The organism is Ruegeria sp. HKCCA5929 (assembly GCF_013034525.1).
In the GTDB taxonomy this organism is placed as follows: Bacteria; Pseudomonadota; Alphaproteobacteria; order Rhodobacterales; family Rhodobacteraceae; genus Ruegeria.
Genome location: NZ_WQGE01000001.1, coordinates 98,355 through 123,998 on the forward strand (window position 1 = coordinate 98,355; position 25,644 = coordinate 123,998).

Annotated in this window: 28 protein-coding genes; 14 read left to right on the top strand and 14 right to left on the bottom strand. The window is 57.6% G+C overall.

Annotated features, from left to right (window positions below; all coding sequences use genetic code 11):
• Positions 1-85 precede the first annotated feature (85 nt).
• The 5 genes from nthA to GOV90_RS00530 all read left to right on the top strand — a co-directional run bounded on the left by nthA (position 86) and on the right by GOV90_RS00530 (position 3,456).
• Positions 86-700 carry a nitrile hydratase subunit alpha gene (gene nthA / locus GOV90_RS00510; RefSeq protein ID WP_171089290.1) on the top strand — a complete coding sequence of 205 codons (615 nt, stop codon included), beginning with the start codon at positions 86-88 and terminating at the stop codon, positions 698-700.
• Positions 697-1,374: a nitrile hydratase subunit beta gene (nthB, locus tag GOV90_RS00515; RefSeq protein WP_171089292.1), complete on the top strand. Its 678-nt coding sequence runs from the start codon at positions 697-699 to the stop codon at positions 1,372-1,374. Before nthA ends, nthB begins: the two co-directional genes overlap by 4 nt.
• Positions 1,371-1,700 carry a nitrile hydratase accessory protein gene (locus GOV90_RS00520; protein ID WP_171089294.1) on the top strand — a complete coding sequence of 110 codons (330 nt, stop codon included), beginning with the start codon at positions 1,371-1,373 and terminating at the stop codon, positions 1,698-1,700. The genes nthB and GOV90_RS00520 overlap by 4 nt, the downstream gene beginning before the upstream one ends.
• A gap of 224 nt (positions 1,701-1,924) precedes the next feature.
• Positions 1,925-3,220 (top strand): adenylosuccinate synthase, encoded by a 1,296-nt coding sequence (locus tag GOV90_RS00525; protein WP_171172801.1) that lies wholly within the window; start codon positions 1,925-1,927, stop codon positions 3,218-3,220.
• Complete coding sequence (locus GOV90_RS00530; RefSeq protein ID WP_171089298.1) at positions 3,220-3,456, top strand: DUF2842 domain-containing protein; 237 nt, start codon at positions 3,220-3,222, stop codon at positions 3,454-3,456. The genes GOV90_RS00525 and GOV90_RS00530 overlap by 1 nt, the downstream gene beginning before the upstream one ends.
• Here GOV90_RS00530 and GOV90_RS00535 read toward each other — a convergent pair.
• Both GOV90_RS00535 and GOV90_RS00540 read right to left on the bottom strand, forming a co-directional pair.
• Positions 3,447-4,019 carry a GNAT family N-acetyltransferase gene (locus GOV90_RS00535; protein WP_171089300.1) on the bottom strand — a complete coding sequence of 191 codons (573 nt, stop codon included), beginning with the start codon at positions 4,017-4,019 and terminating at the stop codon, positions 3,447-3,449. The genes GOV90_RS00530 and GOV90_RS00535 overlap by 10 nt on opposite strands.
• Positions 4,020-4,203: 184 nt before the next feature.
• Positions 4,204-5,910: a hypothetical protein gene (locus GOV90_RS00540; protein WP_171172802.1), complete on the bottom strand. Its 1,707-nt coding sequence runs from the start codon at positions 5,908-5,910 to the stop codon at positions 4,204-4,206.
• Positions 5,911-6,033: 123 nt separating this feature from the next.
• Here GOV90_RS00540 and GOV90_RS00545 point away from each other — a divergent pair, with 123 nt between their 5' ends.
• Positions 6,034-6,741 (top strand): thiamine diphosphokinase, encoded by a 708-nt coding sequence (locus GOV90_RS00545; protein ID WP_171089304.1) that lies wholly within the window; start codon positions 6,034-6,036, stop codon positions 6,739-6,741.
• On the opposite strand, the gene GOV90_RS00550 is transcribed toward GOV90_RS00545, so the two are convergent.
• Genes GOV90_RS00550 through GOV90_RS00565 form a run of 4 tightly spaced genes read right to left on the bottom strand, consistent with a single transcriptional unit; the run spans position 6,686 to position 10,160 of the window.
• Positions 6,686-7,600: a DMT family transporter gene (locus GOV90_RS00550; protein WP_171089306.1), complete on the bottom strand. Its 915-nt coding sequence runs from the start codon at positions 7,598-7,600 to the stop codon at positions 6,686-6,688. The genes GOV90_RS00545 and GOV90_RS00550 overlap by 56 nt on opposite strands.
• A 45-nt stretch (positions 7,601-7,645) precedes the next feature.
• Positions 7,646-8,062, bottom strand: a complete 417-nt coding sequence (locus GOV90_RS00555; RefSeq protein WP_171089308.1) for a GFA family protein — start codon at positions 8,060-8,062, stop codon at positions 7,646-7,648.
• A gap of 21 nt (positions 8,063-8,083) precedes the next feature.
• Positions 8,084-9,457 (bottom strand): L-serine ammonia-lyase, encoded by a 1,374-nt coding sequence (locus GOV90_RS00560; protein WP_171105181.1) that lies wholly within the window; start codon positions 9,455-9,457, stop codon positions 8,084-8,086.
• A gap of 1 nt (position 9,458) precedes the next feature.
• Positions 9,459-10,160, bottom strand: a complete 702-nt coding sequence (locus GOV90_RS00565; RefSeq protein ID WP_171089312.1) for a glutathione S-transferase family protein — start codon at positions 10,158-10,160, stop codon at positions 9,459-9,461.
• 167 nt (positions 10,161-10,327) lie between these two features.
• Between GOV90_RS00565 and rpiA the strand changes: the two genes are divergently transcribed.
• The 6 genes from rpiA (at position 10,328) to GOV90_RS00595 (ending at position 16,513) form a co-directional block, all read left to right on the top strand.
• On the top strand, positions 10,328-11,116 hold the full coding sequence (rpiA, locus tag GOV90_RS00570) for a ribose-5-phosphate isomerase RpiA (protein ID WP_171089315.1): 789 nt from the start codon (positions 10,328-10,330) through the stop codon (positions 11,114-11,116).
• Between the two features lie 126 nt (positions 11,117-11,242).
• Complete coding sequence (gene gor, locus GOV90_RS00575; RefSeq protein ID WP_171089317.1) at positions 11,243-12,601, top strand: glutathione-disulfide reductase; 1,359 nt, start codon at positions 11,243-11,245, stop codon at positions 12,599-12,601.
• Between the two features lie 72 nt (positions 12,602-12,673).
• Complete coding sequence (hflK, locus tag GOV90_RS00580; RefSeq protein ID WP_171089319.1) at positions 12,674-13,819, top strand: FtsH protease activity modulator HflK; 1,146 nt, start codon at positions 12,674-12,676, stop codon at positions 13,817-13,819.
• Complete coding sequence (gene hflC, locus GOV90_RS00585) at positions 13,819-14,697, top strand: protease modulator HflC (RefSeq protein ID WP_171089321.1); 879 nt, start codon at positions 13,819-13,821, stop codon at positions 14,695-14,697. The genes hflK and hflC overlap by 1 nt, the downstream gene beginning before the upstream one ends.
• Positions 14,697-14,891 carry a DUF2065 domain-containing protein gene (locus GOV90_RS00590; RefSeq protein ID WP_171089323.1) on the top strand — a complete coding sequence of 65 codons (195 nt, stop codon included), beginning with the start codon at positions 14,697-14,699 and terminating at the stop codon, positions 14,889-14,891. The genes hflC and GOV90_RS00590 overlap by 1 nt, the downstream gene beginning before the upstream one ends.
• Positions 14,892-15,022: 131 nt before the next feature.
• The gene (locus GOV90_RS00595) at positions 15,023-16,513 is read left to right on the top strand and encodes a Do family serine endopeptidase (protein WP_171089326.1); all 1,491 of its coding nucleotides are present in this window, start codon (positions 15,023-15,025) and stop codon (positions 16,511-16,513) included.
• A 221-nt stretch (positions 16,514-16,734) separates the two neighbouring features.
• On the opposite strand, the gene GOV90_RS00600 is transcribed toward GOV90_RS00595, so the two are convergent.
• The 5 genes from GOV90_RS00600 to GOV90_RS00620 form a co-directional block, all read right to left on the bottom strand.
• The gene (locus tag GOV90_RS00600) at positions 16,735-17,403 is read right to left on the bottom strand and encodes a Crp/Fnr family transcriptional regulator (RefSeq protein ID WP_171089328.1); all 669 of its coding nucleotides are present in this window, start codon (positions 17,401-17,403) and stop codon (positions 16,735-16,737) included.
• 115 nt (positions 17,404-17,518) lie between these two features.
• Positions 17,519-18,124: an inner membrane-spanning protein YciB gene (locus GOV90_RS00605; protein ID WP_171089330.1), complete on the bottom strand. Its 606-nt coding sequence runs from the start codon at positions 18,122-18,124 to the stop codon at positions 17,519-17,521.
• Positions 18,125-18,140: 16 nt separating this feature from the next.
• Positions 18,141-19,043, bottom strand: coding sequence for an EamA family transporter (locus GOV90_RS00610; RefSeq protein ID WP_171089332.1), 903 nt, complete (start codon positions 19,041-19,043; stop codon positions 18,141-18,143).
• Positions 19,044-19,130: 87 nt separating this feature from the next.
• On the bottom strand, positions 19,131-20,273 hold the full coding sequence (gene ftsY / locus GOV90_RS00615; protein WP_171089334.1) for a signal recognition particle-docking protein FtsY: 1,143 nt from the start codon (positions 20,271-20,273) through the stop codon (positions 19,131-19,133).
• Between the two features lie 58 nt (positions 20,274-20,331).
• On the bottom strand, positions 20,332-20,970 hold the full coding sequence (locus GOV90_RS00620) for a lysoplasmalogenase (protein ID WP_171089336.1): 639 nt from the start codon (positions 20,968-20,970) through the stop codon (positions 20,332-20,334).
• 155 nt (positions 20,971-21,125) lie between these two features.
• Between GOV90_RS00620 and GOV90_RS00625 the strand changes: the two genes are divergently transcribed.
• Positions 21,126-21,506, top strand: coding sequence for a hypothetical protein (locus GOV90_RS00625; RefSeq protein WP_253284724.1), 381 nt, complete (start codon positions 21,126-21,128; stop codon positions 21,504-21,506).
• A gap of 71 nt (positions 21,507-21,577) precedes the next feature.
• Here GOV90_RS00625 and xseA read toward each other — a convergent pair whose 3' ends face one another.
• Entirely contained in the window at positions 21,578-23,062 is a 1,485-nt protein-coding gene (gene xseA, locus GOV90_RS00630) for an exodeoxyribonuclease VII large subunit (protein ID WP_171089340.1), read from the bottom strand.
• A 75-nt stretch (positions 23,063-23,137) separates the two neighbouring features.
• Here xseA and purD point away from each other — a divergent pair, with 75 nt between their 5' ends.
• A complete protein-coding gene (purD, locus tag GOV90_RS00635) occupies positions 23,138-24,406 on the top strand; it encodes a phosphoribosylamine--glycine ligase (protein WP_171089342.1) in 1,269 nt (422 codons plus the stop codon).
• A 73-nt stretch (positions 24,407-24,479) separates the two neighbouring features.
• Here purD and GOV90_RS00640 read toward each other — a convergent pair whose 3' ends face one another.
• Positions 24,480-25,241 carry a VCBS repeat-containing protein gene (locus GOV90_RS00640; RefSeq protein WP_171089344.1) on the bottom strand — a complete coding sequence of 254 codons (762 nt, stop codon included), beginning with the start codon at positions 25,239-25,241 and terminating at the stop codon, positions 24,480-24,482.
• Positions 25,241-25,564: a 2Fe-2S iron-sulfur cluster-binding protein gene (locus GOV90_RS00645; RefSeq protein WP_170715918.1), complete on the bottom strand. Its 324-nt coding sequence runs from the start codon at positions 25,562-25,564 to the stop codon at positions 25,241-25,243. Before GOV90_RS00645 ends, GOV90_RS00640 begins: the two co-directional genes overlap by 1 nt.
• Positions 25,565-25,644 lie beyond the last annotated feature (80 nt).

Genomic DNA, 25,644 nt, shown 5'->3' on the forward strand with positions numbered 1-25,644 from the left:
AGGAGTTCACATCACCACACGTGATACATCATATCACGGCAACGGGACTGGACAGAACACCAATGCGTGACGCAGGCTGCGCCTTATGCCACATGACGACCACGACCACCCGCACGCATTGTTACCACCGGAACCCGCTTTGCGCGTCAAGGCGCTGGAAACGATTCTGACCCGCAAAGGGCTGATCGATCCGGCGGCGTTGGATGAAATCATCGACACGTATCAAAACAAGATTGGCCCGCAAAATGGCGCGCGCGTCGTTGCCAAAGCGTGGAGTGATCCGGCGTTTAAGGCCGCTTTACTGGAAGATGCCACACCCGTTGTGGCGGATCTTGGTTATTACGGTCGACAGGGCGAGCACATGGTGGTTGTTGAGAACACACCCGACCAGCACAACATGGTCGTCTGCACGTTGTGCAGTTGCTACCCGTGGCCATTGCTGGGTATCCCGCCCGGCTGGTATAAGTCCGACGCCTACCGTGCCCGCGCTGTGCGCGAACCGCGTAAAGTGCTAGCCGAATTCGGCGTCACTCTGCCCGAGGGTACATCTGTGCGGGTATGGGATTCGACTGCCGAGATTCGCTACCTCGTTCTGCCCATGCGCCCCGAAGGCACAGACGGGATGAGCGAAGACGAACTTGCCGCGCTGGTGACACGCGACAGCATGATTGGTACCGGCCTTCCTATGGGGTCCTCATGACCCGCGTTCATGACATGGGCGGCCGTTTTGGAGATGGCCCGATTAATCCAGAAGCAGAGGGCGCGCAGGTTTTTGCCGAAGAGTGGCACGCTCGGGCATTGGCGGTGACACTTGCCGCAGGGTTTCTGAGGCAGTGGAACATCGATGTGTCGCGACATGCGCGCGAGCGGCTGTCTCCAAAAGACTACGCGCGATTTTCATATTACGAAAAATGGATCTCCGGCCTAGCCGACCTGCTGGTTGAAAAAGGTGTTCTCACTTTGGATGACCTGCGGGGTGGCGGTGAGGAGGGAGCACACCCGCTGACCGAGAAAATGCTTAAAGCCGAAGCTGTTTCTGCTGCTTTGGCTAAAGGTGGGCCAGCGGACAGACCGTCGAACGTCGCGGTGCTGTACTCTGTTGGGCAAGACGTCATCACGAGTCGACCTGCTGCAAACCGGCTTGTGGATGGGGGCCATACGCGATTGCCGATCTACGCATCTGGCGCCAAAGGGCGAATCCTGCGTTTGCATGGGACGCACGTCTTGCCTGACGCGAATGCCCATGGTTTGGGCGAAGCCCCTGAACCACTATACGCAGTGGCCTTCCCGGCGTCTGAACTGTGGATCAACCCAGAACATCCCAAAGACGAAGTGGTGCTGGATTTGTGGCAAAGCTATCTGGTTCCAGCATGAGCGAATGCGTCATCCATACCGCCCCGGAACCTGTCTTTGCCGAACCCTGGCACGCTCAGGTCTTTGCCGTCACCGTTGCATTGAACGAGGCTGGTCTGTTCGATTGGTCCGACTGGGCAAATCGATTCTCGAATACACTCAAGCGTCATGGCCTTGCGCGCGAGCTGGATGGTGGCGACGACTATTTTCACGCATGGTTGGAAACACTTGAGGACATGCTCGCCGAGCAGGGGGCTGCTCTGCCGAAGGATGTGTCTGACCTGCACCGGGCGTGGGAAGAGGCTTATCTGACGACACCCCACGGGCATCCGGTGCATTTGCGTTGACCATTGATCGGGGGCTCTGCCCCCGCCGCCCGTTCCGGGCGACTCCCCCGAGGTATTTCTAGCCAGATGAAGCTGGGGATCCGTCTTCATCTGGCCCCAAATACCTCTGCCGGAGGCATCGCTCATTTGCGCGATTTCAATCTGCGGCGAAATATCGGTTTCCCTGCCGTTTGTGCCCGGCTATATGAGCCGAGTTTGATTACTCAGCACGAAAAGGACCGGATATGGCCAACGTGGTTGTTGTCGGCGCTCAATGGGGCGACGAAGGAAAAGGCAAGATTGTCGACTGGCTCAGCGAACGGGCGGACGTGATCGCGCGTTTTCAGGGCGGGCATAATGCCGGTCATACGCTGGTGATCGATGGTGAGGTCTACAAGTTGAATGCCCTTCCGTCGGGGGTTGTGCGCGGCGGTAAACTGAGTGTCATTGGCAACGGTGTCGTATTGGACCCCTGGCATCTGGTAAACGAGATTGCCTCGATCCGTCAGCAGGGCGTTGAGATCACGCCTGAGACATTGATGATCGCCGAGAATACGCCATTGATCCTGCCAATCCATGGTGAATTGGACCGTGCGCGGGAAGAAGTTGCCAGCAAAGGCACCAAGATCGGAACCACCGGTCGCGGAATTGGCCCTGCTTATGAAGACAAGGTTGGGCGCCGTTCGGTCCGTGTGGCTGACCTGGCGGATGAGGCAACGCTTGAGGCCCGGGTGGATCGTGCATTGCAGCACCATGATCCGTTGCGCAAAGGTCTGGGCATTGAGCCTGTCGACAGGGACGCCCTGATTGCACAACTAAAGGAGATCGCGCAGGAAATCCTTCCCTTTGCCGCTCCGGTCTGGAAAGTGCTGAACGAAAAGCGCAAGGCGGGCAAACGCATTTTGTTCGAAGGGGCGCAAGGTGCTCTGTTGGACATCGATTTCGGAACCTATCCATTTGTGACCTCGTCCAATGTGATCGCCGGGCAGGCCGCTACTGGTGTGGGAATCGGGCCTGGCTCGGTTGATTTTGTTCTGGGGATCGTCAAGGCCTACACCACCCGCGTCGGCGAAGGTCCGTTCCCAACAGAGCTGGACGACGACGACGGCCATCGCCTTGGAACCCGGGGTCACGAATTTGGAACGGTGACAGGCCGCAAACGTCGCTGCGGCTGGTTCGACGCCTGTCTGGTGCGCCAGACCTGTGCGACCAGCGGCGTGAACGGCATCTCTCTGACAAAGCTGGATGTTTTGGATGGGTTTGAAACGCTGAAAATCTGCACCGGATATGAGCTGGATGGCAAACGGCTGGACTATCTGCCCACCGCGGCCGATCAACAAGCACGGTGCACCCCCATTTATGAAGAAATGCCGGGGTGGAGCGAATCGACGGAAGGCGCGCGCAGCTGGGCCGATCTGCCAGCTAACGCGATCAAATACGTACGTCGTGTGGAAGAACTGATTGAATGCCCGGTGGCGCTTTTGTCCACCAGCCCGGAGCGGGACGACACCATTTTGGTGACAGACCCGTTTGCCGACTGATGGCCGAGGAAAAGAAGCCGGGACTGAGTTACAAGGCGCGTCGGCGGTGGTCTCTGGTGATCCTTGTTATTGGCTTGCCGCTGTACATTGTGGCTGTGGTGACGGTTGTGAACTGGCTGGATCGCCCCCCGATCTGGGTTGAGCTTCTGGTCTATGTCGTACTTGGCGTTCTTTGGGCTTTGCCGTTCAAGTTCGTTTTTCGCGGCGTCGGGAAGGAAGACCCGGATCAGTCCTGACCCTCTTGAAAAGCCTGTGTCTGGTTAGGCCAGCTGAGAACCGCGCGTGCAAATGCGCGGTATTCGCTTGTGATTTCTTTGGCCATGCTGAAAGGGGTGGGCCATGGTGTGGTCAGGGTCGCCTCGACCTGACCCGGTACAAGGGTTAGCTCTGCGTTGTGCTTTGCGGCCAGGCGCCTCATTTTCTGATTGGTCGCAAGGCATAGCATATGAACCTCTCTGATCCCTCGGTTTTGAGCGATCGTAATGAGGCGGGATAGCAACGCATCTCCAATCCCCTGATCTTGCCAAGCTTTTTCAACAGTAAATGCCGCTTCGGCGACGTGGTATTTGTGGTCAGGTATCAGACGCAATTCTCCCACGCCGCGTAGACAAGAATCCGGGAAAGCTCCGAAAACAAATGCTGCGTCGGCAAACATATTGGACAGGTAGTCTTGCACCCCCTGCGGCTGAACAGGTGTGCCAAAGCGCGAAAGCAAGACGTCCTCATCCAAGCTGTTGAAATGGCTTGAAATTAAAGCGTGATCATGTCTTCGAAGTCGGCGAATTACGATGTCTTGCATAGCACTGCCTCAGTCTGAAACGGATCTCGTGACGAGAGTTTTACCGTGAGACTATACCATAATTCTGCGCTGCAGCATAAACCGTTTTGACGCGCTGCCTGAATAACGGTGCACCTTGCACAGTTGAGTTCGCAAAAAAAAGGGCCGGGATTTAACCGGCCCTGCTTGTCTATAGGCGCGTCAGTCAGCCCACTGCGCGTTCATCATCCGGGCGGAAGCCGATCAGATTGGAGGCCGCAAAACGGCCACCGCCGGCTTTCTCGATTTTGCCGTCGCGCAGCAACTGACCGAATGAACGCAGGCTTTCTTCGCGATTGAACTCATCCTGCTTCAAAGAGCGGACTTTGTTCATCAGTTGCGGGCGCGAGAACTGTTCCTGACCTTCAATAAAGGACAGATAAGCTGCTGCTGCTTCCAGAAGGTCAGGCAGTGATTGAGCGCCCTGGTCCTGTGCAAACTGGGCAAAGCCGCCTTCTTCCGAACCGCTGTCTTCCATTTCAGTGGTGACGCGACGGGGCATCACGGGGCCGGTTGGTTCGCTCTGATCGTCAACGCGCTGTTCAGCCACCAGTTTTAGCGGGGCCGGAGCATCTGCTTCCGGACGCGCACTGGTCACCTTCACTTCGGGGCGGCGGGGGCTGACCACAGATTCCAAGTCGCCACGGTATTCGTCGGCCTTTGAGGATGCAGTGTCTGCGTCATCCAGCTCTGCCTCGGTCGCAGCGACAGCTGTACGCAGGTGCGAATAGGTTTCGCGCGCATCGCTGCTGGACGGATCATCCATATGTTCGCCGGTTTTGGCCATCAAACGCTGGACATCCTGATCCGGATCGGCGTCATCCGCCAGTTTTTGGCTCGAGCGCTCAGAGAACTCTGACTCGATCTCGGAAATCTCGCTCAGCAGGTTCTCTTCATCTTCGGCCGTCAACAAACCATGGGTCTGATCGTCCTGTGAGTCCTGGGATGCTTCATCCGAAGTTTCAATCGCCACTTCCTCTACATTCAGGATGTTTGGAACGTCCTCTTCTTCGACCTCGTCTGCTACGTCTTCTTCCAGATCCGCGAACAGCGGTTCGGCAGGAAGTTGCTGCATTTCGGGGGCGTCTTCGAGGCTGTCGACCTGCACGTGCTCGGGGGTCATGGGCACGTGCAGGTTGTCAGCGTCACTCGTTGGGGCTTCTGTTTCGACGGTTTCGACTTCGTCTTTGTCTTCAGTCTCTTGTGCCTCCGCCGTTACATCCACGGTCAAGTCGTCTGTTTCTTCGGGCTCGAACTCTTCCACAGCAGGTGTCTGCTGTTCTTCGGCCACTGGAGCAGCGGGCTTTTCAAAGTCTTCAGCGCTCAGCGCACCGGCCTCAAAAGCTGCGGCGACTGCGTCCACTTGGGGGGTGGAGCCTGCCAGTAAAGATGTGTCTTCATCTTCGGAGTAAGCCGAAGGGGGAACGTCCGAATGAGAGACGACCGCGCGAATACGCTGCAGCTTAGACGCGATGCTGTCAGCTGCCGGAGGAGAAGTATCTTTGACGGGTTCCGCCTCGGAAAACGCTGTTGGTGTCGGCTGTTCGTGAGTAGGGGTGTGTGCAACAGGCGGAGCGGCGGTGTGCGAAACCGGTTCCTGGTACGTGGCTTCCGGTGTCTGCGTGGCGCGCAGCAGCAGTCCAGATTCGTTCTGGCTTGCTTCTACCCGCTGCGACGCATCGCGCCGGGCAATGCGGGTCAGCATTTCGGCATCAGGTTGAGGGGGCTCTGAGCCGAAATAGCGGTCATCCGCAGCGAGGTCACGAAAATACTCGGCGATGGCTTTCATCGTCTCAAAGGAATCGTCAAATCCTTCCAAAGTGCAGGAGAAGGTTCCATAAGAAACGGTCAATACCTTGTTATTCTGTACCATCAGACGCACGTCCTTTACAAACTACGAGAGCCAGCTTACCCGGAATCGGGAGCACACACTGGCTCGGAACTCTTCGCATGAACCTATCATTTTGTGGTCTTAATGTGTCCAAATCCGGGAAAAATGGCCAATCTTGTGAAAAATGAGCCAATTGTACGCTCAACGGATCCAATTGGACTGTTTGGGGGGGGATTTGTCGGCGCAGAAGACCTGAATCTGGTGCTGAAGCGCGTCAAATCCGTTGTAGCTGCTGATGGTGGTGCGGCTGTTCTAATAGAATCAGGTCAGATCCCGGATGCGGTCATAGGTGATTTCGATTCGCTAGACGCAGTGGAAAAAGCGAAAATACCACCCGAGCGTCTATTTCCGGTCCGCGAACAAGACAGCACAGACTTCGATAAAGCCCTGCGTAGTGTGCAGACCCCATTGGTTCTAGGGGTGGGGTTTCTGGGTGGGCGGCTGGATCATCAACTGGCTGTTTTGAATACTTTGGTCAGAAGGCAGGATCAGGCGTGCATTCTAGTGGGTGAGCTTGAGGTGGTCTTTCACGCGCCGCCGTGCATTCACCTGCCCGTTGATCCCGGAGATGTCGTTTCGCTGTTTCCATTATGCTCGGTCACAGGACGCAGTACCGGGCTGGAATGGCCAATCGAAGGGTTGGAGTTTGAGCCAAACGGTCAGGTAGGCACTTCCAACCGGGCGCTGGCCGAGGTTGAGTTGCAAATGGACGGGCCGGGGCTTTTGGTCATGATCCCGCGCTCCGCGCTGGATCGGCTTATGCAGGTGTTTCTGTCGGGGCAGACCGGGCGCTGGCCCGCTCGCGCAGAATGACATAGAGGCCCGCGGCGATGGTTATCAAAATGCCAATCGCGGCAAGCCCGTCCGGCAAGTCGCTGAAAATCACCCAGCCGATCAGGGTTGCGACGGGAATTTCCAGATATTGCATGGGGGCCAACGTGGCCGAAGGCGCATAGCGCAACGACCAGGTCATCAGCAGATGGGCGACAGTGCCCAAGACCCCGATCGCCAGCAAAAGCCAGTACATGTCCGGGGCTGGCAGGGTCGCAGAAATCTCCCACACATCCAGATATGTTCCGATCACCAGAACCGGGGCCAATACCAGAGTCGCAAGAACGCCTGATACCGCCTGTAACGACACAGGGTCGGTCTCTTTGGCGATCTGCCGCGTGACCAGCATGAACAGGGCAAAGACAACCGCAACAATCAGGGGCAATAATGCAGGAGCACCGACCTCGGCAAAGCTGGGTTGGATGACCAGAAGCGTGCCGATAAATCCAACGATGCACGCGACCAGACGGCGGGCACCAACTTCTTCGCCCAGCACGTATTTACCCAACAACAACATGATGAACGGCATGACAAAAGCGATTGCGATAGCATCCGCCAGAGGCAGGAACTGAAGCGCGCTGAACATCGCCGTGATGCCGACGATATGCAGAAATGTGCGGATCACAGTCAGGCGCAGAATACGCCCGCGCATGCGCCATGGTCGTCCTGTCAAGGCAACCAGCGGGATCAGGATCAAGGCTTGCACAGCAAAGCGGACTGTAACCAGCAATCCCAACGGAGTCGTCTCGCCCAACAGCTTGGCCATTGAATCACCCAATGGCGCAAGCACGCAGAAACCAAGCATCAAAACAATGCCAAAGACGGGACGATCCTGAGTCATGCCTGCGACGCTAGCCGTTTCGCGAAAGAGTGGAAAGGTCCGACGTTAGGCTTTCGGCAGAGGCTGAACCTTGGTGTAATCTGGCCCAACACAGGTGGGCAAACCGTCATCAAAGTGCAGCCAGCTCAGCTTTTCCTCGTGAGAGACATGAAGTGTTGGGTGCAACACCTCTGGGTTCTCTAATGTCGCCACGTACAGATGCAGTACATCTGACATCTTGGCCGAACGGAACGAGATCGGTGTGCCGCAATGCGGGCAAAAGCTGCGCTCAACTCCTGGTGAGGAGTTGAAGCGCTTAGGTTCTTCCCCGGTCCAACGCCATTGCCCGTCGCGAACCGCGAAATAGATTGTCATCGGAGCTGCGCATTGGCGGCGGCAACTGTCGCAATGGCACGTCACACAAGACAGAGCAGGAGAGTCGACTTCGTATTTGATTTTGCCGCACAGGCAATGTCCACGCATCCGGTAGACTCCTTTCCGACCTCAACAGTTCGGGATGTTTACAGCCAACCCGCCCAGCGAAGTTTCTTTGTACCTCTCGTGCATATCAAGCCCGGTTTGTCGCATGGTTTCAATTGCCGAATCCAAAGGCACAAAATGCTGACCATCACCTCGCAGCGCGAGCGACGCTGCAGAGACTGCCTTGATGGCGCCCAACCCGTTACGCTCGATACAGGGTACCTGAACCAGACCCGCGACGGGATCGCAGGTCATGCCCAGATGATGCTCCAGCGCGATCTCGGCGGCGTTTTCCACCTGCTCGGGTGTGCCGCCCATCACCGCGCAAAGCCCGGCTGCAGCCATGGCAGAAGCGCTTCCAACTTCAGCCTGACAGCCCGCTTCAGCGCCCGAAATCGAAGCATTGAACTTGACCAGCCCGCCAATTGCAGCGGCAGTCAGCAGGAAATCTTCGATATGGCTTTCCGAAGCACCGGGCACGTGGTCGAGGTAATATCGCAGCACTGCAGGCAGCACACCCGCCGCGCCGTTGGTTGGGGCCGTGACAACTTGCCCGCCGGCCGCATTTTCTTCGTTGACCGCCATCGCATAAACGCTCATCCAGTCGTTGATTGTGTGAGGCGCGGTCAGGTTCATCCCGCGCTCGGCCATCAGAGCGTCATAGATCCCTTTGGCACGGCGACGCACGCTCAGGCCACCTGGAAGAACACCATCGGTCCGCAGGCCGCGCTCGATACAGTCGTTCATTACCTGCCAAAGGCGGGCCGAGCCCTTGGCAAAACTATCCGCGCAGCCGCGCGCGATTTCGTTGGCGCGCTTCATTTCGGCGATGGATTTGCCGCTGGAATTTGCCATTTCCAGCATCTCGGCTGCCGATTTGAACGGGTAGGGGACTGGATCGCCTTCTTCGGTGGCTTTGCCTTCGGCCAGTTCCTCTTCGGTCAGAACAAAGCCGCCACCGATGGAATAGAATACCTGCCTCAGGATCACGTCGCCCTGCGCATCCGTTGCCATCAGGATCATCCCGTTGGCATGCCCGGGCAGGTTGTTGTCGTAGTCAAAGACCAGATCGGTTTTCGGGTCGAACGTCAGTGTCGGCAGACCTTCGGGCGACACGGTATGCGTGTCGGCAATGGCAGCAAGCGCAGCCTCGGCTTTGTCATTGTCATACGTGTCGGGCACAAACCCGGCCAAGCCAAGGATAGTTGCACGGTCGGTCGCGTGGCCGACACCGGTAAACGCCAGCGAGCCGTGCAATGACCCCTTGAGGCCGGAAAACTCAAACGGCGACGCGCGCATCATGTCCAGAAAGCGCGCGGCAGCGACCATGGGGCCCATGGTATGAGATGAGGACGGGCCGATGCCCACTTTGAACATATCGAAGACAGAGAGGAACATATCAGATAGCTGAGCCTTCTGGAGGGTTGGCGTGAACAGGGGATGTGAACGGGGTGGCCCCAAGACCTTCTGCGGCTATGGCCGAACGGGTCGCGGGGCGTGTTTCAAGGTGCGCCAGCATTGTTTGCAGGCAAGGTGTATCGGCCAGCTGGTACCAACTGCGGTCTGCCTGAGCGGGGTACAGCGCCATCCAGCGCATCATGCACGCAACGTAATAAGTCAGCACCGATGGTTGGTCAGCGCAGAACCAGTCCGGCGCGCGTTTTGCTACAGTATCCAGCAGTTGCAGGTGGCGCCTCAGACGCGGGCGAATGCCAGTCCGCAATGTGTCGGCCTGTGATGGGTCGATGTATTTCTCAGCGTAAAAGAGGATACGCAGGTCCGCGTGCAACGTATTGGACGCAAAAAACAACCACTTCAGAAATTCTGCACGCGCAGGGTCACCCGGCGCAGGTGCAAGCTGTCCGTGATGCTCGGACAGCCACAGCAGGATCGCCGCGGTTTCAAAGATCGGCCCTTGGGGTGTTTCCAGCACCGGGATCAACCCGTTGGGGTTCAAGGCACGGTATGCGGCACTGTCCTGTTCGTTCCGGCGGCGATCCACCAGAACGGTTTCATACGTCACGCCCATCTCCTCCAGCGCCAGGCGGATCACCAGCGAGGCGTTATCAGGGGCATAGTGCAGGCGGTAGGGCGTCAACATGGCGGCAACTTATAGCTCTAAGATGAACTTGTAAGACATGATTGCGACGTTTCCGATAGGAAACGCGTAGTCCCGGGCCATCTTTGGGTTCGCCGCACCGCGAATTGGGGTCGCAGTTACGCTGCGCATTCCCTATAACTCGGGCAAGCCAATTTAGGACAGCTGCCATGACCGGAGATCTTTCGCCTATCGACACTGCGAAATTCGTGGCTGCGCGCCGCGCGGCCGAGATGGTCGAGGACGGAATGCGCGTCGGCCTGGGCACGGGTTCCACGGCCGCATGGCTGGTCAGACGCCTGGGCGAGAGGGTTCAGCAGGACGGCTTGCGGATCAAGGGTGTGCCAACGTCAACACGAACCGCGCAACTTGCCCGAGAGGTCGGGATTGAGGTGATTTCGTTGGACCAGGCCGGATGGCTGGACCTGACAATCGATGGAGCAGACGAGTTTGACAGCGACTTGAACCTGATCAAGGGCGGCGGTGGCGCGCATTTGCAGGAAAAGATCGTAGCGACTGCCAGCGACCAGATGATCGTCATCGCTGATTCCGGCAAAGAGGTCGAAACGTTGGGGGCTTTCCCTTTGCCGGTCGAAGTCGTTCCGTTCGGATGGCAAACCACACGCACCCTGATCGAAGAGGCACTGGATGCCATGGATGTTCTCGGGACGACATCAGTGCTGCGTATGAACGGCGAGGCCCCGTTTGTAACGGATGAGGGAAATCATATTCTGGACCTTCATCTGCAGCGCATCGGCAATCCGCGCCAGATGGCGCTGATCCTCAATCAGGTGCCGGGTGTCGTCGAAAACGGCTTGTTCATCGATATCTGTGACAAAGTCGTGATTGGCCACGGCGACGGTCGTGTCGAATTGAGGGATATAAATGCAGGGACCATCCAACTGGATCAGTTGCTTGGGGGCTCTCGTGACAACCTGTTTTCCGATGTTTCGGACTGACTTTAATGCCCTTATCCCCGACAAGCGCCAGTGAATGTTCGAAATTTCAGTGCCCGGGGGTTGGCACCGGGGTTTTCGCGCCCAGATATCCAGAGAATTTTTGCAAGTTGAACGAAGGAAACCGGCATGAGCTTTGACTATGATCTTTTTGTCATCGGCGGAGGCTCGGGCGGGGTCCGCGCAGCGCGCGTGGCAGCGGGTGAGACCGGAGCCAAAGTCGCACTTGCCGAAGAAGACCGCTATGGCGGGACCTGTGTGATCCGGGGCTGTGTGCCCAAGAAACTGATGGTCTTTGCCAGCGAATATTCGGGTATGGTCGGCGATGCGCAGGCTTATGGTTGGGACATTCAGCCTGGTGCGTTCAACTGGAACACCTTTCACGACAAGTTGGTGACGGAGCTGGATCGGCTGGAAGGGATCTATCGTAACATCCTGAAAAACAATGGGGTTGAAAGCTTTGATCAGCGCGCGCGTTTGGTGGATGCGCACACGGTCGAGTTGACCGACGGTACCCGTAAAACCGCCAAGCACATCCTGATCGCCACGGGTGGCCGTCCGGTCGTGCCTGATTTCCCGGGATCAGACCTGGCGATCACTTCGAACGAGATTTTCCATCTGGATAAGCTGCCCCAGAGTATTCTGATCGTCGGAGGTGGCTATATCGCCAGCGAATTCGCCGGGATCATGAACGGGCTGGGCGTCAAGACCACGCAATTCTATCGCGGCGCGCAAATCCTGCGCGGCTTTGATGAAGAGGCGCGGGGGCTGATCTGTGAAGAGATGCGCCAAAACGGCATCGACGTCCGTCTGGGCACAAATGTGCTGGAAATGACCCAAGACGGGGACCAGATCCGTGTCAAGGCAACCGATGGTACCGAAGATCGTTTTGACGTGGTGATGTATGCAACGGGCCGTTTGCCAAATGCGGACAATCTGGGGCTGGAAGACTTGGGCGTCGAACGCGGGCGCAAGGGTGAAATCGTTGTAAATGAATTCAGCCAGACCGCCGTGCCTTCGATCTATGCCATTGGCGACGTTACGGACCGGGTGAACCTGACACCGGTTGCGATCCGCGAGGGAATGGCTTTTGTCGAAACCGTGTTCAAAGGTAATCCGACACCTGTGGATCATGAACTGATCCCAACCGCGATCTTTACGCAGCCGGAATTTGGCACGGTTGGCCTCAGCGAAGAAGAAGCGGCGGCGCAAGAACCGATCGAAGTCTATGCCACGTCGTTCAAGCCGATGCAAAAGTCATTCGCTGGCGGAACGCAGCGGGTTTTGATGAAGCTGTTGGTCAGCCAGGCCACACGAAAGGTACTGGGGTGCCACATTGTTGCCCCCGGTGCGGGTGAGATGATCCAGCTTGCAGGTATTGCCGTAAAGATGGGCGCGACCAAAGAAGATTTTGACCGTACTGTCGCCGTGCATCCGGTGATGGCCGAAGAACTGGTGACAATGCGGCAACCTGTGCGCACGGCTTGATTTGCAACCGCGCGCACACAAGTTACAAAGGACGCCGTGATCACACGGTCAAACACAAGGGAACATATACATATGGCGGGCAACAGCGGTGGCCCCTGGGGGGGCGGAGGCTCTTCCGGTGGTGGAGGAAATCGGGGAAATAACGGGGACGGGCGCAAGCCACCCGAAGGCGACGGCCCGCAGATCCCCGAGATCGACGAGCTGATGAAAAAAGGCCAGGAGCAGCTGCGCGTCCTGATGGGCGGTCGCGGCGGCGGTGGCCGTGGCAGTAATGGTCAGGGTTCAGGCGGTGGCGGACCGATCTTTACTAAGGGCACCGTTATTATTGGTGGCTTGGTGGCTGTTGGTCTTTGGGCTGCGGCAAGTTTCTACACGGTTAAGCCGGAAGAACAGTCCGTTGAGCTGTTTCTGGGCGAGTTTTCCGCTGTTGGAAATCCTGGTCTGAACTTCGCGCCGTGGCCTCTGGTAACAGCTGAGGTCATTCCGGTTACACGCGAACAGAACGAAGACATGGGCGGTGCCCGTGGCAGCGACGATGGTCTGATGCTGACCGGCGACGAAAACGTGGTCGACATCGACTATCAGGTCGTTTGGAACATCAACGACCCGGCCAAGTTCCTGTTCAATCTGCGCGACCCGCGCCAAACGATCCGCGCGGTTTCGGAATCGGCGATGCGCGAGATCATCGCGCAAAGCGAATTGGCTCCAATCCTGAACCGGGATCGTGGTGTTATCGCCGACCGGTTACAGGAACTTATTCAGGCAACAATGGACAGCTATGATTCCGGCGTGAACATCGTCCGTGTGAACTTTGACAAGGCCGACCCGCCGCAGGATGTGATTGCCGCATTCCGTGACGTTCAGGCCGCTGCGCAGGAACGTGACCGTCTGCAAAATGTGGCCGACGCCTATGCAAACCGCGTTTTGGCGGAAGCACGTGGTGAAGCCGCGCAGGTACTGGAAGAGGCCGAAGCGTATCGCGCCCAGCAGATCAACAGTGCACAGGGTGAGGCGAGCCGTTTCAGCGCGGTTCTGGAAGAATACTCTAAAGCGCCGGATGTGACCCGGAAGCGTCTGTACCTGGAGCGGATGGAGCAGGTTCTGGGTGATGTCGACAAGATCATCCTGGACGAGAACTCGACCGGTCAGGGGCAAGGCGTCGTACCCTATCTGCCGCTGAACGAACTGCGTCGCAACCAACCTGCGGAGAGCAACTGATGCGTAAGTCGCCTATTATCCTTATCGTCATTGCCATTCTGGGCGTAGTTGGTCTGTCCTCGATCTTTATCGTGGATGAGCGCGAACGCGCGTTGGTGCTGCAATTCGGTCGCGTTGTGGCTGTGAAGGAAGAGCCCGGTCTGGCTTTCAAGATTCCTCTGATCCAGGAAGTGGTTCGCTACGACGACCGCATCCTGTCCATCGACGTTCAACCGCTTGAGGTAACACCTCTGGATGACCGTCGTCTGGTGGTCGATGCGTTCGCACGTTACCGGATTTCTGATCTGGAGCAGTTCCGTCAGGCTGTTGGTGTTGGTGGCGTTCCTGTCGCCGAAGACCGTCTGGACCGTATCCTGCGCGCGGAAACGCGGGAGGTTCTGGGTTCGGTGTCCTCGCGTGACATCCTCAGTTCAGACCGTGCGGCTTTGATGCTGCGCATCCGTAACAGCGCGATAGCCGAAGCGCGCGCGCTGGGCGTCAACGTGATCGACGTGCGTCTCAAGGCAACCGACCTGCCACAGGCGAACCTTGAGGCTACATTTGACCGGATGAAAGCGGAACGTGAACGTGAAGCAACCGACGAACGCGCCCGAGGGAACGAGGCCGCGCAGCGTGTACGCGCGCAAGCCGACCGGACCGTTGTTGAACTGGTGTCGGACGCCAACCGCGAAGCCGAGATCATTCGCGGTGAAGCAGACGCCGAGCGCAATGCAATCTTCGCCGAAGCCTTTGGCAAGGACCCGGAGTTCTTCGAGTTCTATCGCTCGCTGTCAGCCTATGAACGCGCGCTGGGCGGCAGCAACAGCTCAATGGTGCTGAGCCCGAATTCCGAGTTCTTCAACTACCTGAAATCGCCCACAGGGCAGGCGACCCAGTAATGGGCATTATCCTTCTGGCCTTTGGGCTGGTGCTTATTGTCGAGGGGCTGGCCTATGCGCTGGCCCCTTCGCTTATTGAACGTATGCTCGAAGCGCTTCGTTCAGTGCCAGAACAGGCGCGCCGGTTGATGGGACTGCTTTGCGTCATAAGCGGGTTGATCCTGCTTTGGGGGGCGTATCAGCTGGGTTTTTGAGGGTGTGCCTTCACTTGGCAGTGAATTCCCCGCGATCCTGAGTTGCTCGTCCGATCAAACTGACTACATTGGTCGATAAGCAAGACTGTTTCTTAGCGGTCTGGGGAAGACTGTCGACAAGGAGAGCTCAAGTGCAGGCGAAAGCGCGCAGTGTGTCCGTCCGGTGGGACGAAAGGGGTGAGTGGATGCGGGTGATGTGGCTGGCTTTTGCCGGAATGCTGCTTTTGCTGGCGCAAACAGTTGCCGTGCAGGCTCGGGGTGAAAGCCTTGCGCCGCTGGCGGAAAAGATCAGCCCGGCCGTGGTAAACATCACAACAAGTACCCTGATCGAAAGTCAGGCTGGTCCTCAGGGGATTGTTCCCGAAGGGTCTCCGTTCGAAGATTTCTTTCGTGAATTTCAGGACCGAAACGGAGATGACGACGATGCGCCACGCCGCAGCAACGCCTTGGGCTCTGGCTTTGTGATCTCAGAAGACGGGTTTATTGTCACCAACAATCACGTTATTGCAGAAGCCGATGAAATTCTTGTGGAATTCTTCCCGGGCGACGGTCAGCCCAAGCAAGAACTGGTCGCTAAAGTCATCGGTACGGATGAGAAGACCGATATCGCATTGCTCAAGGTCGAAGCGTCGGGCCCGCTGAAATACGTGACCTTCGGCGATAGTGACGTCGCGCGTGTGGGCGATTGGGTGATTGCCATGGGCAACCCGCTGGGGCAGGGCTTTTCGGTTTCAGCCGGGATCGTGTCGGCCCGTAATCGAGAGCTGAGTGGCTCTTACGACGATTACATTCAGACCGATGCGGCGATCAACCGAGGCAACTCAGGTGGTCCGTTGTTCAACATGGATGGCGAAGTGATCGGCGTGAACACGGCTATCCTGTCTCCCAACGGGGGGTCAATCGGGATTGGATTTTCGATGGCGTCCAACGTTGTGGTCAAAGTTGTCGACCAATTGCGTGAGTTTGGGGAAACGCGCCGCGGGTGGCTTGGCGTGCGTATTCAGGACGTGACGCCGGACATGGCCGAAGCAATGGGGCTTGAAAAGCCTGGCGGTGCTCTGATCAGTGATGTCCCGGAAGGTCCGGCAAAAGAAGCAGGTTTGAAGGCGGGTGATGTGATCACCAGTTTTGACGGCGTCGAGGTTGAAGACACACGCGGTCTGGTGCGTCAGGTCGGTGAAACAGAAGTTGGAAAATCTGTGCGTGTCATCGTGCATCGGGACGGCGGAACCCAGACCGTGTTGGTCACACTGGGGCGTCGCGAAGATGCTGAGCGTGCTGATAGTGGCGAACAGGAACCTGAAGAGGCGCCGGTCGACGAGGACGCGGATATTCTTGGCCTGACGATATCTCCCCTGACCGACACGCTGCGCGAGGATCTGGGTCTGGACGCAGATGCCGAAGGTCTGGTGATTTCCGACGTGGATCAGGCGTCTGAAGCTTATGCCAAAGGATTGCGGGCCGGTGATCTGATCACCGAAGCAGGACAGCAAAAAGTCGAGACCATCGGTGATCTGGAAGAGAGAATGGAAGAATCGCGCGAAGCCGGCAGGAAATCCTTGCTGCTCTTGGTACGCAGGGGCGGAGATCCGCGGTTTGTGGCGCTGAGCCTCGAAGAGTAAACGAAAGAGGCCGGGGCAAAAGCCCGGCCTTTTTCTTTGCCTAGCCGATTAAGGGGCAGGGTATTTGCAAAAAAAATGAGCCATACGCAGAAATTGCGTATGGCTCAGATACAGGGAGAGGTCAGTGGACAGATATCGGGGATGATTCTCTGACCTCCTACGGTAACAACTTCAACTTAGGTTATGTTTGGAAACAGGTCTGTGAACCAGATCACATCCGCTCAGATCAGGTCAGATTCGGCCAACTCACGTAGTGCCACAAAGTCCTGAATCAGCAGTCCGCCGCGGGATGCTTCCACAACATTGTCGCGTTTCCAGCCTGAGATTGTCTTGGACACCGCTTCGCGCGTCGCCCCGACAAACTCGGCCAGTTCACTTTGCGACAGTGTAATGCGTTCGGACGGGTTGTCCTGCAAACCTGACAGGTGTAGCAGCCTTCGCGCAAGACGAATGGGCATGGGCAAAAAGACTTGCTCGTTCAACTGAGACCCCATGTACCGCATCCGCAATCCGGCCAGCCGGATTAAATCCTCTGCAAGATCAGGATAGTGCCGGATCTGTTTCAGGACGTCATTGCGGCGCACTCGCAAAACGCGCGAGGCTTCGGCCGCCGCAATGGTCGCTGTGCGGGGACCGTTGTCGAACAGGGCGATTTCGCCAAAGACTTCGCCTGGGCGCATCAGGGTCAGGGTCAGCTTGCGCCCGCTCATGGCGAGAAAAGACACTTCGAGGGTGCCTTCCAAAATGGCGTACAGCGCGTCGCCCTCGTCGCCTTGTTCAAAAAGTGTTTCGCCTTGGGTCAGGGAAATTTCGGTCGCTTGAGCCGAAAGCATTTCTCTGAGTCCGTCGGAGGCTTCGGACAAGAAGCCGCTGTTGGGAAAGGCCGTCATGTATGCACCGATCTTGGGCAAGGTGAGTGTGCGGGTGGTGATACAACTTCACATAGCTCGGCGCATTATCCAAGAATTTTGTTTGTTTTGGCAGACCTGGCTGACGCAACGGGACTTATTTCTGTTCCGGATCCTCCATGTAGCGCTGCAACATGCTGAATTGCAGCATCAAAAAGGCCATCAGCGCTATGGGAAAGCCAAAGGTCTCAATCTTGACCCACATGTCCGTCGACATTGTGCGCCAGACAAATTCGTTGGCGGCGGCCAGAATGGCAAAACAGGCGCACAAGCGGCGGGTCAGGATCATCCAGCCTTCCTGTTTCATAGGAAGCAACTCTTCCAGAACATAGGCCAGGTAAGATTTCTTTTGCATCAGGCCAATGCCCAGGATCAAAGCAAACAGACCATAGACCAGCGTGGTTTTCATCTTGAAGAACCGCTCGTCATTGAACCAGGCGGTGAGGCCACCGAAGAAAAGGACCATGAAGGCGGTGAATATCTGCATTCGGCTGAGTTTGCCGGTCAGGTACCACAGGATACCCATCGCGCCGAGCATCAGGGGCACAAAGATGATCGTTGCAACGATAAAGCCGGAATACTCGATACCACCGATCAGAAAACTGTCGTCACGCAAACGCAGGTAGATGAAGAAGAAGGCCAAGGGGGGCCCAAGTTCCAGCACCTGTTTCAAAAACGGGTTGATGTCTTTTTTGGCTGTCATCTGTACGTCCTGCTGTTTACCCGCCCATTTCAACTATTACGGCGCCGAGTGCAATCAATGCCATAAGGGCAATGCGTCGGGGCCCTACAGTTTCCTTTAGCACAAGCCAACCGATCAGGGCCGCAAAGACCGTTGAGGTTTCGCGAAGAACGGCGGCCTCACCCACTTTGTCCAGCCGGGTGGCGAGCATGATCGCACCAAATGACAGAGGGGCAATAATTCCCCCCGCCAGACCGCGCAGCATGAGAGGGCCAATAGCAGGGCGGTCGATCATGGCGCGCGACCTGAGGAAAGCGTAGATCGGCATGGCCGCGCCATCGATCATGAAGAACCAGGCCAGAAAGGTGAAAGGGTCGGCAGTGGCGCGGATACCGTAGGCGTCATAGGTGGTGTACAGGGCCACAAAAAGGCCCGTGATGATCGCCAGAGTGAGCGCGATGCCCAGAGTGTCCCGATTGGTTTCCAAAAACCGGAAATTATACGCAGCCAACCCGAAGATACCAACCAGTAGGGTCGCAACGCCCAGCCATTGAACGGCAGAAAAAGTCTCTCCGAATAGAAGATAAGCCCCGATGACTGTAAAGAGTGGCCCAGTACCGCGCACAACCGGATAGACCACTGTATAGGAGCCTTTGGTATATGCCATAGCCTGAAGCGTCTTGTAGGCGATGTGGATCAGCCAGACGAGCGCGAAGATTGGCCACATATGCGGTTCAGGCCAGGGCACAACAAAAAGGGCGAGAGGTGCGGCCATGAGGCAGTAACTGGCATCAATGGCCCCACGAGACAGCCACGGATCATGACGCCCCTTTTGCAGAGCCCCAAACACGGCATGAAGAAAGGCCGCCATCAGGGCCAACCCGAGAGCAAGTTGGTGGCCCGCTTCGGTCCCTTCCAATGAGATCAGCCAGTTGCTCAAAGATGCCAACCTTTTGCTGGGCGGTGAGGCTGGGGGTTTTCCACCCCCAGACCCCCGAAGGTATTTTTAGCCAGATGAAGGGGCGGATCAGCCTTTGTCGAGACCGGTCAGGGCGGCGGCAAATTCTTCGGGATCGAAGGGGGCGAGGTCGTCGATCTGTTCGCCCACACCAATGGCGTGGATGGGCAGGCCGAATTTGTCCGCCAAAGCGACCAGAACGCCGCCTTTGGCGGTGCCGTCCAGTTTGGTCATGACAAGGCCCGAGACGTCAGCCAGCTTGCGGAAAGTCTCCACCTGGCTCAGCGCGTTCTGGCCTGTTGTTGCGTCGAGGACCAACAGGGTGTTGTGCGGCGCTGTGTCATCGACCTTGCGGATGACGCGGACAATCTTGGCCAGCTCTTCCATCAGGTCGGCACGGTTTTGCAAACGGCCTGCGGTGTCGATCATCAGCAGATCTGCACCTTCGGCTTGTGCGAGGGTCAGGGCATCGAACGCCAGGCTGGCAGGGTCCGAGCCTTCTGGCGCGGTCAGCACCGGAACCCCGGCCCGATCGCCCCAGACTTGCAGTTGTTCAACGGCCGCGGCGCGGAACGTGTCACCGGCGGCGATTACAACTTTTTTGCCCGCTTCCTTGAACTGGCTGGCTAGCTTGCCGATTGTGGTGGTCTTGCCCGAGCCGTTGACGCCGACCACCAGAACCACTTGCGGGCGTTTGGGATAGATCGGCAGGGGCTTGGCCACCGGCTCCATCACGCGGGCCACCTCTTGTGCCAGCAATTGCTTGATTTCACGTGTTGAAAGTTTGCGGCCAAAGCGCCCCTCGGCCATGTTCGAGGTGACGCGCAAGGCCGTATCGACGCCCATGTCAGAAGCGATCAGCAGCTCTTCGAGTTGCTCCAGCATGTCATCGTCCAAGGTGCGGCGCATTTCCGTCGTGCTGCCGCCGCGATTGAACAGGCGGTTCAAGATACCCTTCGATTCAGGGACTTCGGGAGGAGGAGCGACCGGAGTTGGATCAGCGGGGATCGGGGCGGGCGGTTCAATAGGTAGTGGTGCCGGGGCTGGATTCGGGATTTCCGGGACCGGTTCCGGTTCGGGCTGCGGTTCTGGGATCACCGGGTCAGGCGCGGCCGTTTCCTCGCCGCCATCTTCGACGATGGCTTCCAGCCCCTCTTCCAGACGAGAGGAGGATTTGAACAGCTTGTCCTTTAGCTTTGAGAAAAACGCCATGTAGTGTCTCCGCAGGTGTTCCCTTCACCTAATGCGGATTTGCGGCAGTTGCAAAGGGTCACGCGAATGCAAGGACAAAGCCAAGCTGTGCGCCCCAGTATAGCGGCCAGACGAGATAGGGCGTTGCCTTGAGGGCCGGGTGGTTCGGCGGCAGCAGGAACTTCTCGGTCGCAAGGATCAGATCGGACGCGATGAAGGCGATGGCGGCAGGAAAGGCCCAGCGCAATACACCTGTTTCCGGCAGTGCCATAACAGCTATACCCATTCCCAGGATGATGGGTATGTAGGCCAGAACAGGGCCTTTCAGATCAGCCGCGCGTGGCGCCAGCAAGGTGGCCATGACGATGCCCAGAATAATCAGAGACCACACCGTCGCGGGCGCGTTCCAAATCAGATCAGCGTTACTGGTCGGATAGGTCAGGAATAGCGCGATATAGGCCAGATGTCCGCCAGCGAAGGAAGCAATCCCCACCATAAACGTGGCATCCGTTTCGCGAGACAACAATGCATCGCCTGTCGCACAAAGAATGAGCGCAACAACAAGTAACCATGGCCCGCCTTGTACAAGGGCTGCAACGGCCAAAGCGGCAACCGAGGTGGTCTTGAATACCGTTCGCAAGGCCGAGGCCGGGCGCGCTGTCAGCGGCAGATAGACAAGGGCGCAGCCAAGTGCGATCAAGAAAACTATGTTGGTCATGAGTGCCTCCGACTGCTCACGACCGATCTCAGCCGGTGCGGGTTTTGAAATCAATTGCTTACGTTAAGTTAATTTTCTTATGAGGTCCCAGCATCAAACGGTAAATGGAATCGAAGTGAAGCTTCTGGCAGGGTGCGTATATGCTCAGGTATTGGATGATTCTCGCAAGTTTTGCCGCGCAGGCCGTTGCGGCCCAGACGCCTTTATCTGGCACGGAGTTCGACAGATACACGCAAGGTAAAACCTTGTTCTACGGGTTCGACGGGCAGGTTTACGGGGTCGAGCGGTATCTGCCGAACCGGCGTGTGATCTGGTCTTTTCTGGATGGCAATTGCAAGGAAGGTGTCTGGTATCAGCGGGACGAGCAGATCTGCTTTGTCTACGAAGACAGGCTCGACCCTCAATGCTGGGTTTTTACGCAATCTGGTGGCGGGCTGGTTGCGCAGTTTGAAGGCAACCCAGAGGCGACTGAGCTGTATGAGGCTGAGGAACTTGGCGAGGAAATGGTGTGCTATGGGCCTGAGGTTGGTGTGTGATCAAAGCAAGCACAAGACCTCAGAGCCCTTTAATTTCACGACGTTTTGCGGCCCCAGATGGTCAGCATGGCTTAAAACAGTGATCCCTGATCCGGGGCGTCCGGTTTGGGTTTCTTGGGCGTCGGTTTTGCGGCTGTGCCAGTGCTCAGAACACCATCTGCGAACTCGATCTCAAGCGCCGCATGTGTGGCCGCCTGGGCTTTGGTGGTGATCACGTCACCTTCCGCACGGACGACCGCATATCCCCGCTCCAAAGTGGCTTTGTAACTGAGCGTTTCGCGCAGGCGGTCGGTGGCCTCAAGTTGTTGCTGAAGGCGTTCCAGACGCGTGGTCTGAGCGGTGTTCATTCGATCATTAAGCCGGGCAAGGCTCTGCCGCTGCTGCTCGATCTCGCGCTGAATCGGGCGCAGAGACAGGCGCGACGACAGGTTGCGCAGCGATTCCTGACGTGTTGTTACCAAACCACGTAGGGTCGAAGGGCGTAGATGGGCGGACAGTTCGACGACTTGCAGACGGCGGTTTTGCACGCCGCGGGTCAAGGCGGGTGTCAGGCGATCTGCAATCAAATCAAGACGTTGGCGTGGGGAGTTCAACAAGCTGTCTGGGCGCGGCAAGGCGCGGGACAGATCGCGCAGCCTTTGCGTTCGGCGTTGAACTGCATCCGTTGCCGCACGGGACAACCGCGCCCCTTGCTCTCCGGTCCATGCAAGCAGCTCCATGCGGACGGGCACGGCAAGCTCTGCTGCGGCAGTGGGCGTGGGCGCGCGGCGGTCCGAGACAAAGTCGATCAGCGTTGTATCGGTTTCGTGCCCGACGGCTGAAATCAGCGGAATTTCTGATGCAGCTGCGGCGCGGGCGACGACCTCTTCGTTAAAGCCCCAGAGGTCTTCGATAGACCCGCCACCGCGGGCTACGATGATCAAGTCGGGCCGGGGCAGGGCTCCGCCAGGCGTCAATTGGTTGAAGCCTTCGATGGCGCGAGCGACTTCTGGTGCGCAATTCGCCCCTTGGACGGCCACGGGCCAGATTAGCACCTTACGCGGGAACCGGTCCCTGAGGCGATGAAGAATGTCACGGATCACAGCACCCGAAGGCGATGTCACCACACCGATGATATTCGGCAGATAGGGCAACGGCTTCTTTCGCTCGGGCGCAAACAAACCCTCGGCTTCAAGCTGCTTCTTGCGTTTCTCCAGCAAGGCCATCAATGCGCCTTGTCCGGCGACGGATACCTCATCGACATTCAGATTGTATTTCGATTGCGCACCAAATGCGGTCAGGCGGCCCGTGACGACAACCTCCAACCCTTCTTCTGGCACAACGGAAAGGCCGGAAATCTGTCCTTTCCATGTGGTGCAGGCCAGAACGTTCCGGTCATCTTTGATGTCATAGTACAAATGCCCCGAACGCGCTTTGAACACGCGCCCGACCTCACCCCGCACTCGGATTCGCCCGAAAGAGCCTTCGAGCGTCCGTTTCACCTCTCCTGAGATCTCGGAAACGGTGTATTCGGGGGTATTTTGGCCCGGAATCGGGTCATCGAGCAGATCGGACATTTCAGCGCCTTGTTTCAAATGCCGGGCCAGCTTAGAACGCCGCGCAGGCAAGGCCAAGCAGATCGGAGAGCATTCATGAACATCCTCATTCTCGGCAGCGGCGGACGCGAACACAGTCTCGCCTGGGCGGTGTTGCAAAACCCAAAATGCGACCGTCTGATCGTGGCTCCGGGCAATGCCGGGATCGCTCAAATCGCGGATTGTGCGGCGCTGGATATTGAAAATGGCGGGGCCGTTGTCAGCTTTGCCGAAGAAAACGCGATTGATTTTGTGATTGTCGGGCCCGAGGCACCTTTGGCGGCTGGCGTGGCTGATCGCTTGCGCGAGGCCGGAGTTCTGGTTTTTGGTCCCTCCGCCGAGGCGGCGAAGCTGGAAGCGTCGAAAAGCTTCACCAAGGAAATCTGCGACGCAGCCAAAGCCCCCACAGCAGCGTATGCGCGGTTCACCGAAGCCGAGCCTGCCAAGGCCTATATCCGCGACCAAGGCGCGCCGATTGTGGTGAAGGCTGACGGTCTGGCCGCAGGCAAGGGCGTGATCGTCGCGATGGACGAACAGACCGCACTGGACGCGATTGACGACATGTTCGGTGGCGCTTTTGGCGGTGCTGGCGCGGAAGTTGTCATCGAAGAGTTCATGGACGGTGAAGAAGCGTCGCTTTTTGTTCTGTGTGATGGCGAGAACATCTTATCCATAGGGACTGCTCAGGACCACAAACGGGTTGGTGAGGGCGATACCGGGCTGAACACGGGCGGTATGGGTGCGTATTCTCCCGCACCGGTGTTGAGTGCAGAGGTTGAAGCACGTGCGATGGAAGAAATTGTGCGGCCGACCATTGCCGAGATGAAGCGTCGGGGTACGCCGTTTCAGGGGGTTCTCTACGCTGGGTTGATGATCAAGGACGGTCAGCCGCGTCTGGTGGAATACAATGTGCGTTTTGGCGATCCTGAATGTCAGGTGCTGATGATGCGCCTTGGTGCGCAGGCGATGGATTTGATGCATGCCGCTGCCGAGGGGCGACTGGGCGAGATGCGGGTGAACTGGGCGGATGATCACGCGATGACGGTTGTGATGGCGGCCAAGGGCTATCCAGGTTCCTATGAAAAGGGTTCAGTCATCAAGGGGTTGAACGCATTGCCCGAGGACAGCAGCAACATGGTGTTCCATGCGGGGACCAAGGCTGTCGAGGGTCAGGTGCAGGCCGCAGGTGGGCGTGTGTTGAACGTAACGGCGCGCGGTGACACGTTGCAAGAGGCACGGGACCGGGCTTACCAGATGGTTGATGGGGTGGAATGGCCCAAAGGATTTTACCGGCGCGATATCGGGTGGCGTGCTTTGGATGGTTGATCGGGCAGGGGGCTTTGCCCCCTCGGCCTGCGGCCTCACCCCCAAGGTATTTTTAGCCAGATGAAGAGACGGATCAGCAGTTCAAGGCTTGGGCGAGGCTGTTTGAGCCTTTGAATGGGCCGAGATCGGTTTTGGTCCAGCCATTGTCGTAGGAAACGCTGACGATCCGTGACCAGTCGGCGCTGGCTACGATCAGCTCTGGGCGGTCGCCGCAGGTGCCCACACCGCCTGAGATAAAATCCTCACCGATCTTGTGGTTGGTCAGACCGGATATCGAAGCGATCTCGGTCAGGGCGTTGTCTTTATAGCGCCAGACGCGCAGTGTTTTGGCAAGGTGCGGACGGTCGATATAAGCGATTTCGATATGGCCGTCACCGTCCAGGTCGGCTGCGCCAATTGGGGCGAGCCAGCGGAAGCGGGTGCCGATATGAGGTGTGGCGGCGATTTTAGTGCCGCTTGCGTTATAAATGGCGAGTTGCGCGCCTTGTTGATCCTGAGACTCGACAACAATCGCTTCGAAAGTTCCGTCTGCATCAATATCGATAAGCCGTGGTGAGAGGTCTTCGAAGACGCGGTCTTTGGGCAGACGAACGGTCACGGTCTTTGGGTTTGAGCCGGTGATTTGAACGCGGAGTTCCAATGCACCGTATTCAACAGCGTCGCCCAAGACCCCATGCGCATAGCGTGTAGTGGGCTCTGTAAACTTGGCCGCTTTAATTTGATCGGCAGCAGTTGCTGCGCCAAAGGTCGATCCCCAAAGGCACAGAGATGTCAGTGCGCCGCGCGCCCGGCCTTGCCAAATGCGAGCGGGCGTGCGCGGCGCTTTGGAATGCATCAGATCTGTTTTTCCGGCATCTGAACGACCAGACCGTCCAGCGCGTCGGTGACCTTGATCTGGCAGGTCAGGCGCGAGCGCGCCGGGTCGGGCTCATAGGCAAAGTCCAGCATGTCTTCTTCCATGTCATCCTTGCCCGGGATTTTTTCAACCCAGTCGGGGTGGACATAGACATGGCAGGTCGAGCAGGCGCATGCGCCGCCGCAGTCGGCCTCGATGCCGGGAATGTTGTTGTCACGGGCCCCTTCCATGACGGTCAGTCCGTTGGCGACCTCGACAGTGTGTTCGGTACCGCCGTGCTCGACATAGGTGATCTTTGCCATTGCGTGCGTCTTCCTTTTTCGATGTTCGAATCTTCCTTAGTCAAGGCATTTAGGTCTTTCCAGCCTCATTTGCGACTCAT

What these genes read in the sequence shown, in the direction of transcription:
- rpiA (WP_171089315.1), top strand. Translation starts at nt 10,328, where the DNA reads ATGACCGGAGATCTTTCGCCTATCGACACTGCGAAATTCGTGGCTGCG.
- hflC (WP_171089321.1), top strand. Translation starts at nt 13,819, where the DNA reads ATGCGTAAGTCGCCTATTATCCTTATCGTCATTGCCATTCTGGGCGTA.
- hflK (WP_171089319.1), top strand. Translation starts at nt 12,674, where the DNA reads ATGGCGGGCAACAGCGGTGGCCCCTGGGGGGGCGGAGGCTCTTCCGGT.
- GOV90_RS00545 (WP_171089304.1), top strand. Translation starts at nt 6,034, where the DNA reads ATGGCCAATCTTGTGAAAAATGAGCCAATTGTACGCTCAACGGATCCA.
- GOV90_RS00530 (WP_171089298.1), top strand. Translation starts at nt 3,220, where the DNA reads ATGGCCGAGGAAAAGAAGCCGGGACTGAGTTACAAGGCGCGTCGGCGG.
- GOV90_RS00600 (WP_171089328.1), bottom strand. Translation starts at nt 17,403, where the DNA reads ATGACGGCCTTTCCCAACAGCGGCTTCTTGTCCGAAGCCTCCGACGGA.
- GOV90_RS00520 (WP_171089294.1), top strand. Translation starts at nt 1,371, where the DNA reads ATGAGCGAATGCGTCATCCATACCGCCCCGGAACCTGTCTTTGCCGAA.
- GOV90_RS00540 (WP_171172802.1), bottom strand. Translation starts at nt 5,910, where the DNA reads ATGGTACAGAATAACAAGGTATTGACCGTTTCTTATGGAACCTTCTCC.
- GOV90_RS00555 (WP_171089308.1), bottom strand. Translation starts at nt 8,062, where the DNA reads ATGCGTGGACATTGCCTGTGCGGCAAAATCAAATACGAAGTCGACTCT.
- GOV90_RS00550 (WP_171089306.1), bottom strand. Translation starts at nt 7,600, where the DNA reads ATGACTCAGGATCGTCCCGTCTTTGGCATTGTTTTGATGCTTGGTTTC.
- ftsY (WP_171089334.1), bottom strand. Translation starts at nt 20,273, where the DNA reads ATGGCGTTTTTCTCAAAGCTAAAGGACAAGCTGTTCAAATCCTCCTCT.
- GOV90_RS00625 (WP_253284724.1), top strand. Translation starts at nt 21,126, where the DNA reads ATGATTCTCGCAAGTTTTGCCGCGCAGGCCGTTGCGGCCCAGACGCCT.
- GOV90_RS00605 (WP_171089330.1), bottom strand. Translation starts at nt 18,124, where the DNA reads ATGACAGCCAAAAAAGACATCAACCCGTTTTTGAAACAGGTGCTGGAA.
- xseA (WP_171089340.1), bottom strand. Translation starts at nt 23,062, where the DNA reads ATGTCCGATCTGCTCGATGACCCGATTCCGGGCCAAAATACCCCCGAA.
- GOV90_RS00535 (WP_171089300.1), bottom strand. Translation starts at nt 4,019, where the DNA reads ATGCAAGACATCGTAATTCGCCGACTTCGAAGACATGATCACGCTTTA.
- GOV90_RS00620 (WP_171089336.1), bottom strand. Translation starts at nt 20,970, where the DNA reads ATGACCAACATAGTTTTCTTGATCGCACTTGGCTGCGCCCTTGTCTAT.
- GOV90_RS00565 (WP_171089312.1), bottom strand. Translation starts at nt 10,160, where the DNA reads ATGTTGACGCCCTACCGCCTGCACTATGCCCCTGATAACGCCTCGCTG.
- GOV90_RS00640 (WP_171089344.1), bottom strand. Translation starts at nt 25,241, where the DNA reads ATGCATTCCAAAGCGCCGCGCACGCCCGCTCGCATTTGGCAAGGCCGG.
- GOV90_RS00645 (WP_170715918.1), bottom strand. Translation starts at nt 25,564, where the DNA reads ATGGCAAAGATCACCTATGTCGAGCACGGCGGTACCGAACACACTGTC.
- GOV90_RS00525 (WP_171172801.1), top strand. Translation starts at nt 1,925, where the DNA reads ATGGCCAACGTGGTTGTTGTCGGCGCTCAATGGGGCGACGAAGGAAAA.
- purD (WP_171089342.1), top strand. Translation starts at nt 23,138, where the DNA reads ATGAACATCCTCATTCTCGGCAGCGGCGGACGCGAACACAGTCTCGCC.
- nthB (WP_171089292.1), top strand. Translation starts at nt 697, where the DNA reads ATGACCCGCGTTCATGACATGGGCGGCCGTTTTGGAGATGGCCCGATT.
- GOV90_RS00560 (WP_171105181.1), bottom strand. Translation starts at nt 9,457, where the DNA reads ATGTTCCTCTCTGTCTTCGATATGTTCAAAGTGGGCATCGGCCCGTCC.
- nthA (WP_171089290.1), top strand. Translation starts at nt 86, where the DNA reads ATGCCACATGACGACCACGACCACCCGCACGCATTGTTACCACCGGAA.
- GOV90_RS00590 (WP_171089323.1), top strand. Translation starts at nt 14,697, where the DNA reads ATGGGCATTATCCTTCTGGCCTTTGGGCTGGTGCTTATTGTCGAGGGG.
- gor (WP_171089317.1), top strand. Translation starts at nt 11,243, where the DNA reads ATGAGCTTTGACTATGATCTTTTTGTCATCGGCGGAGGCTCGGGCGGG.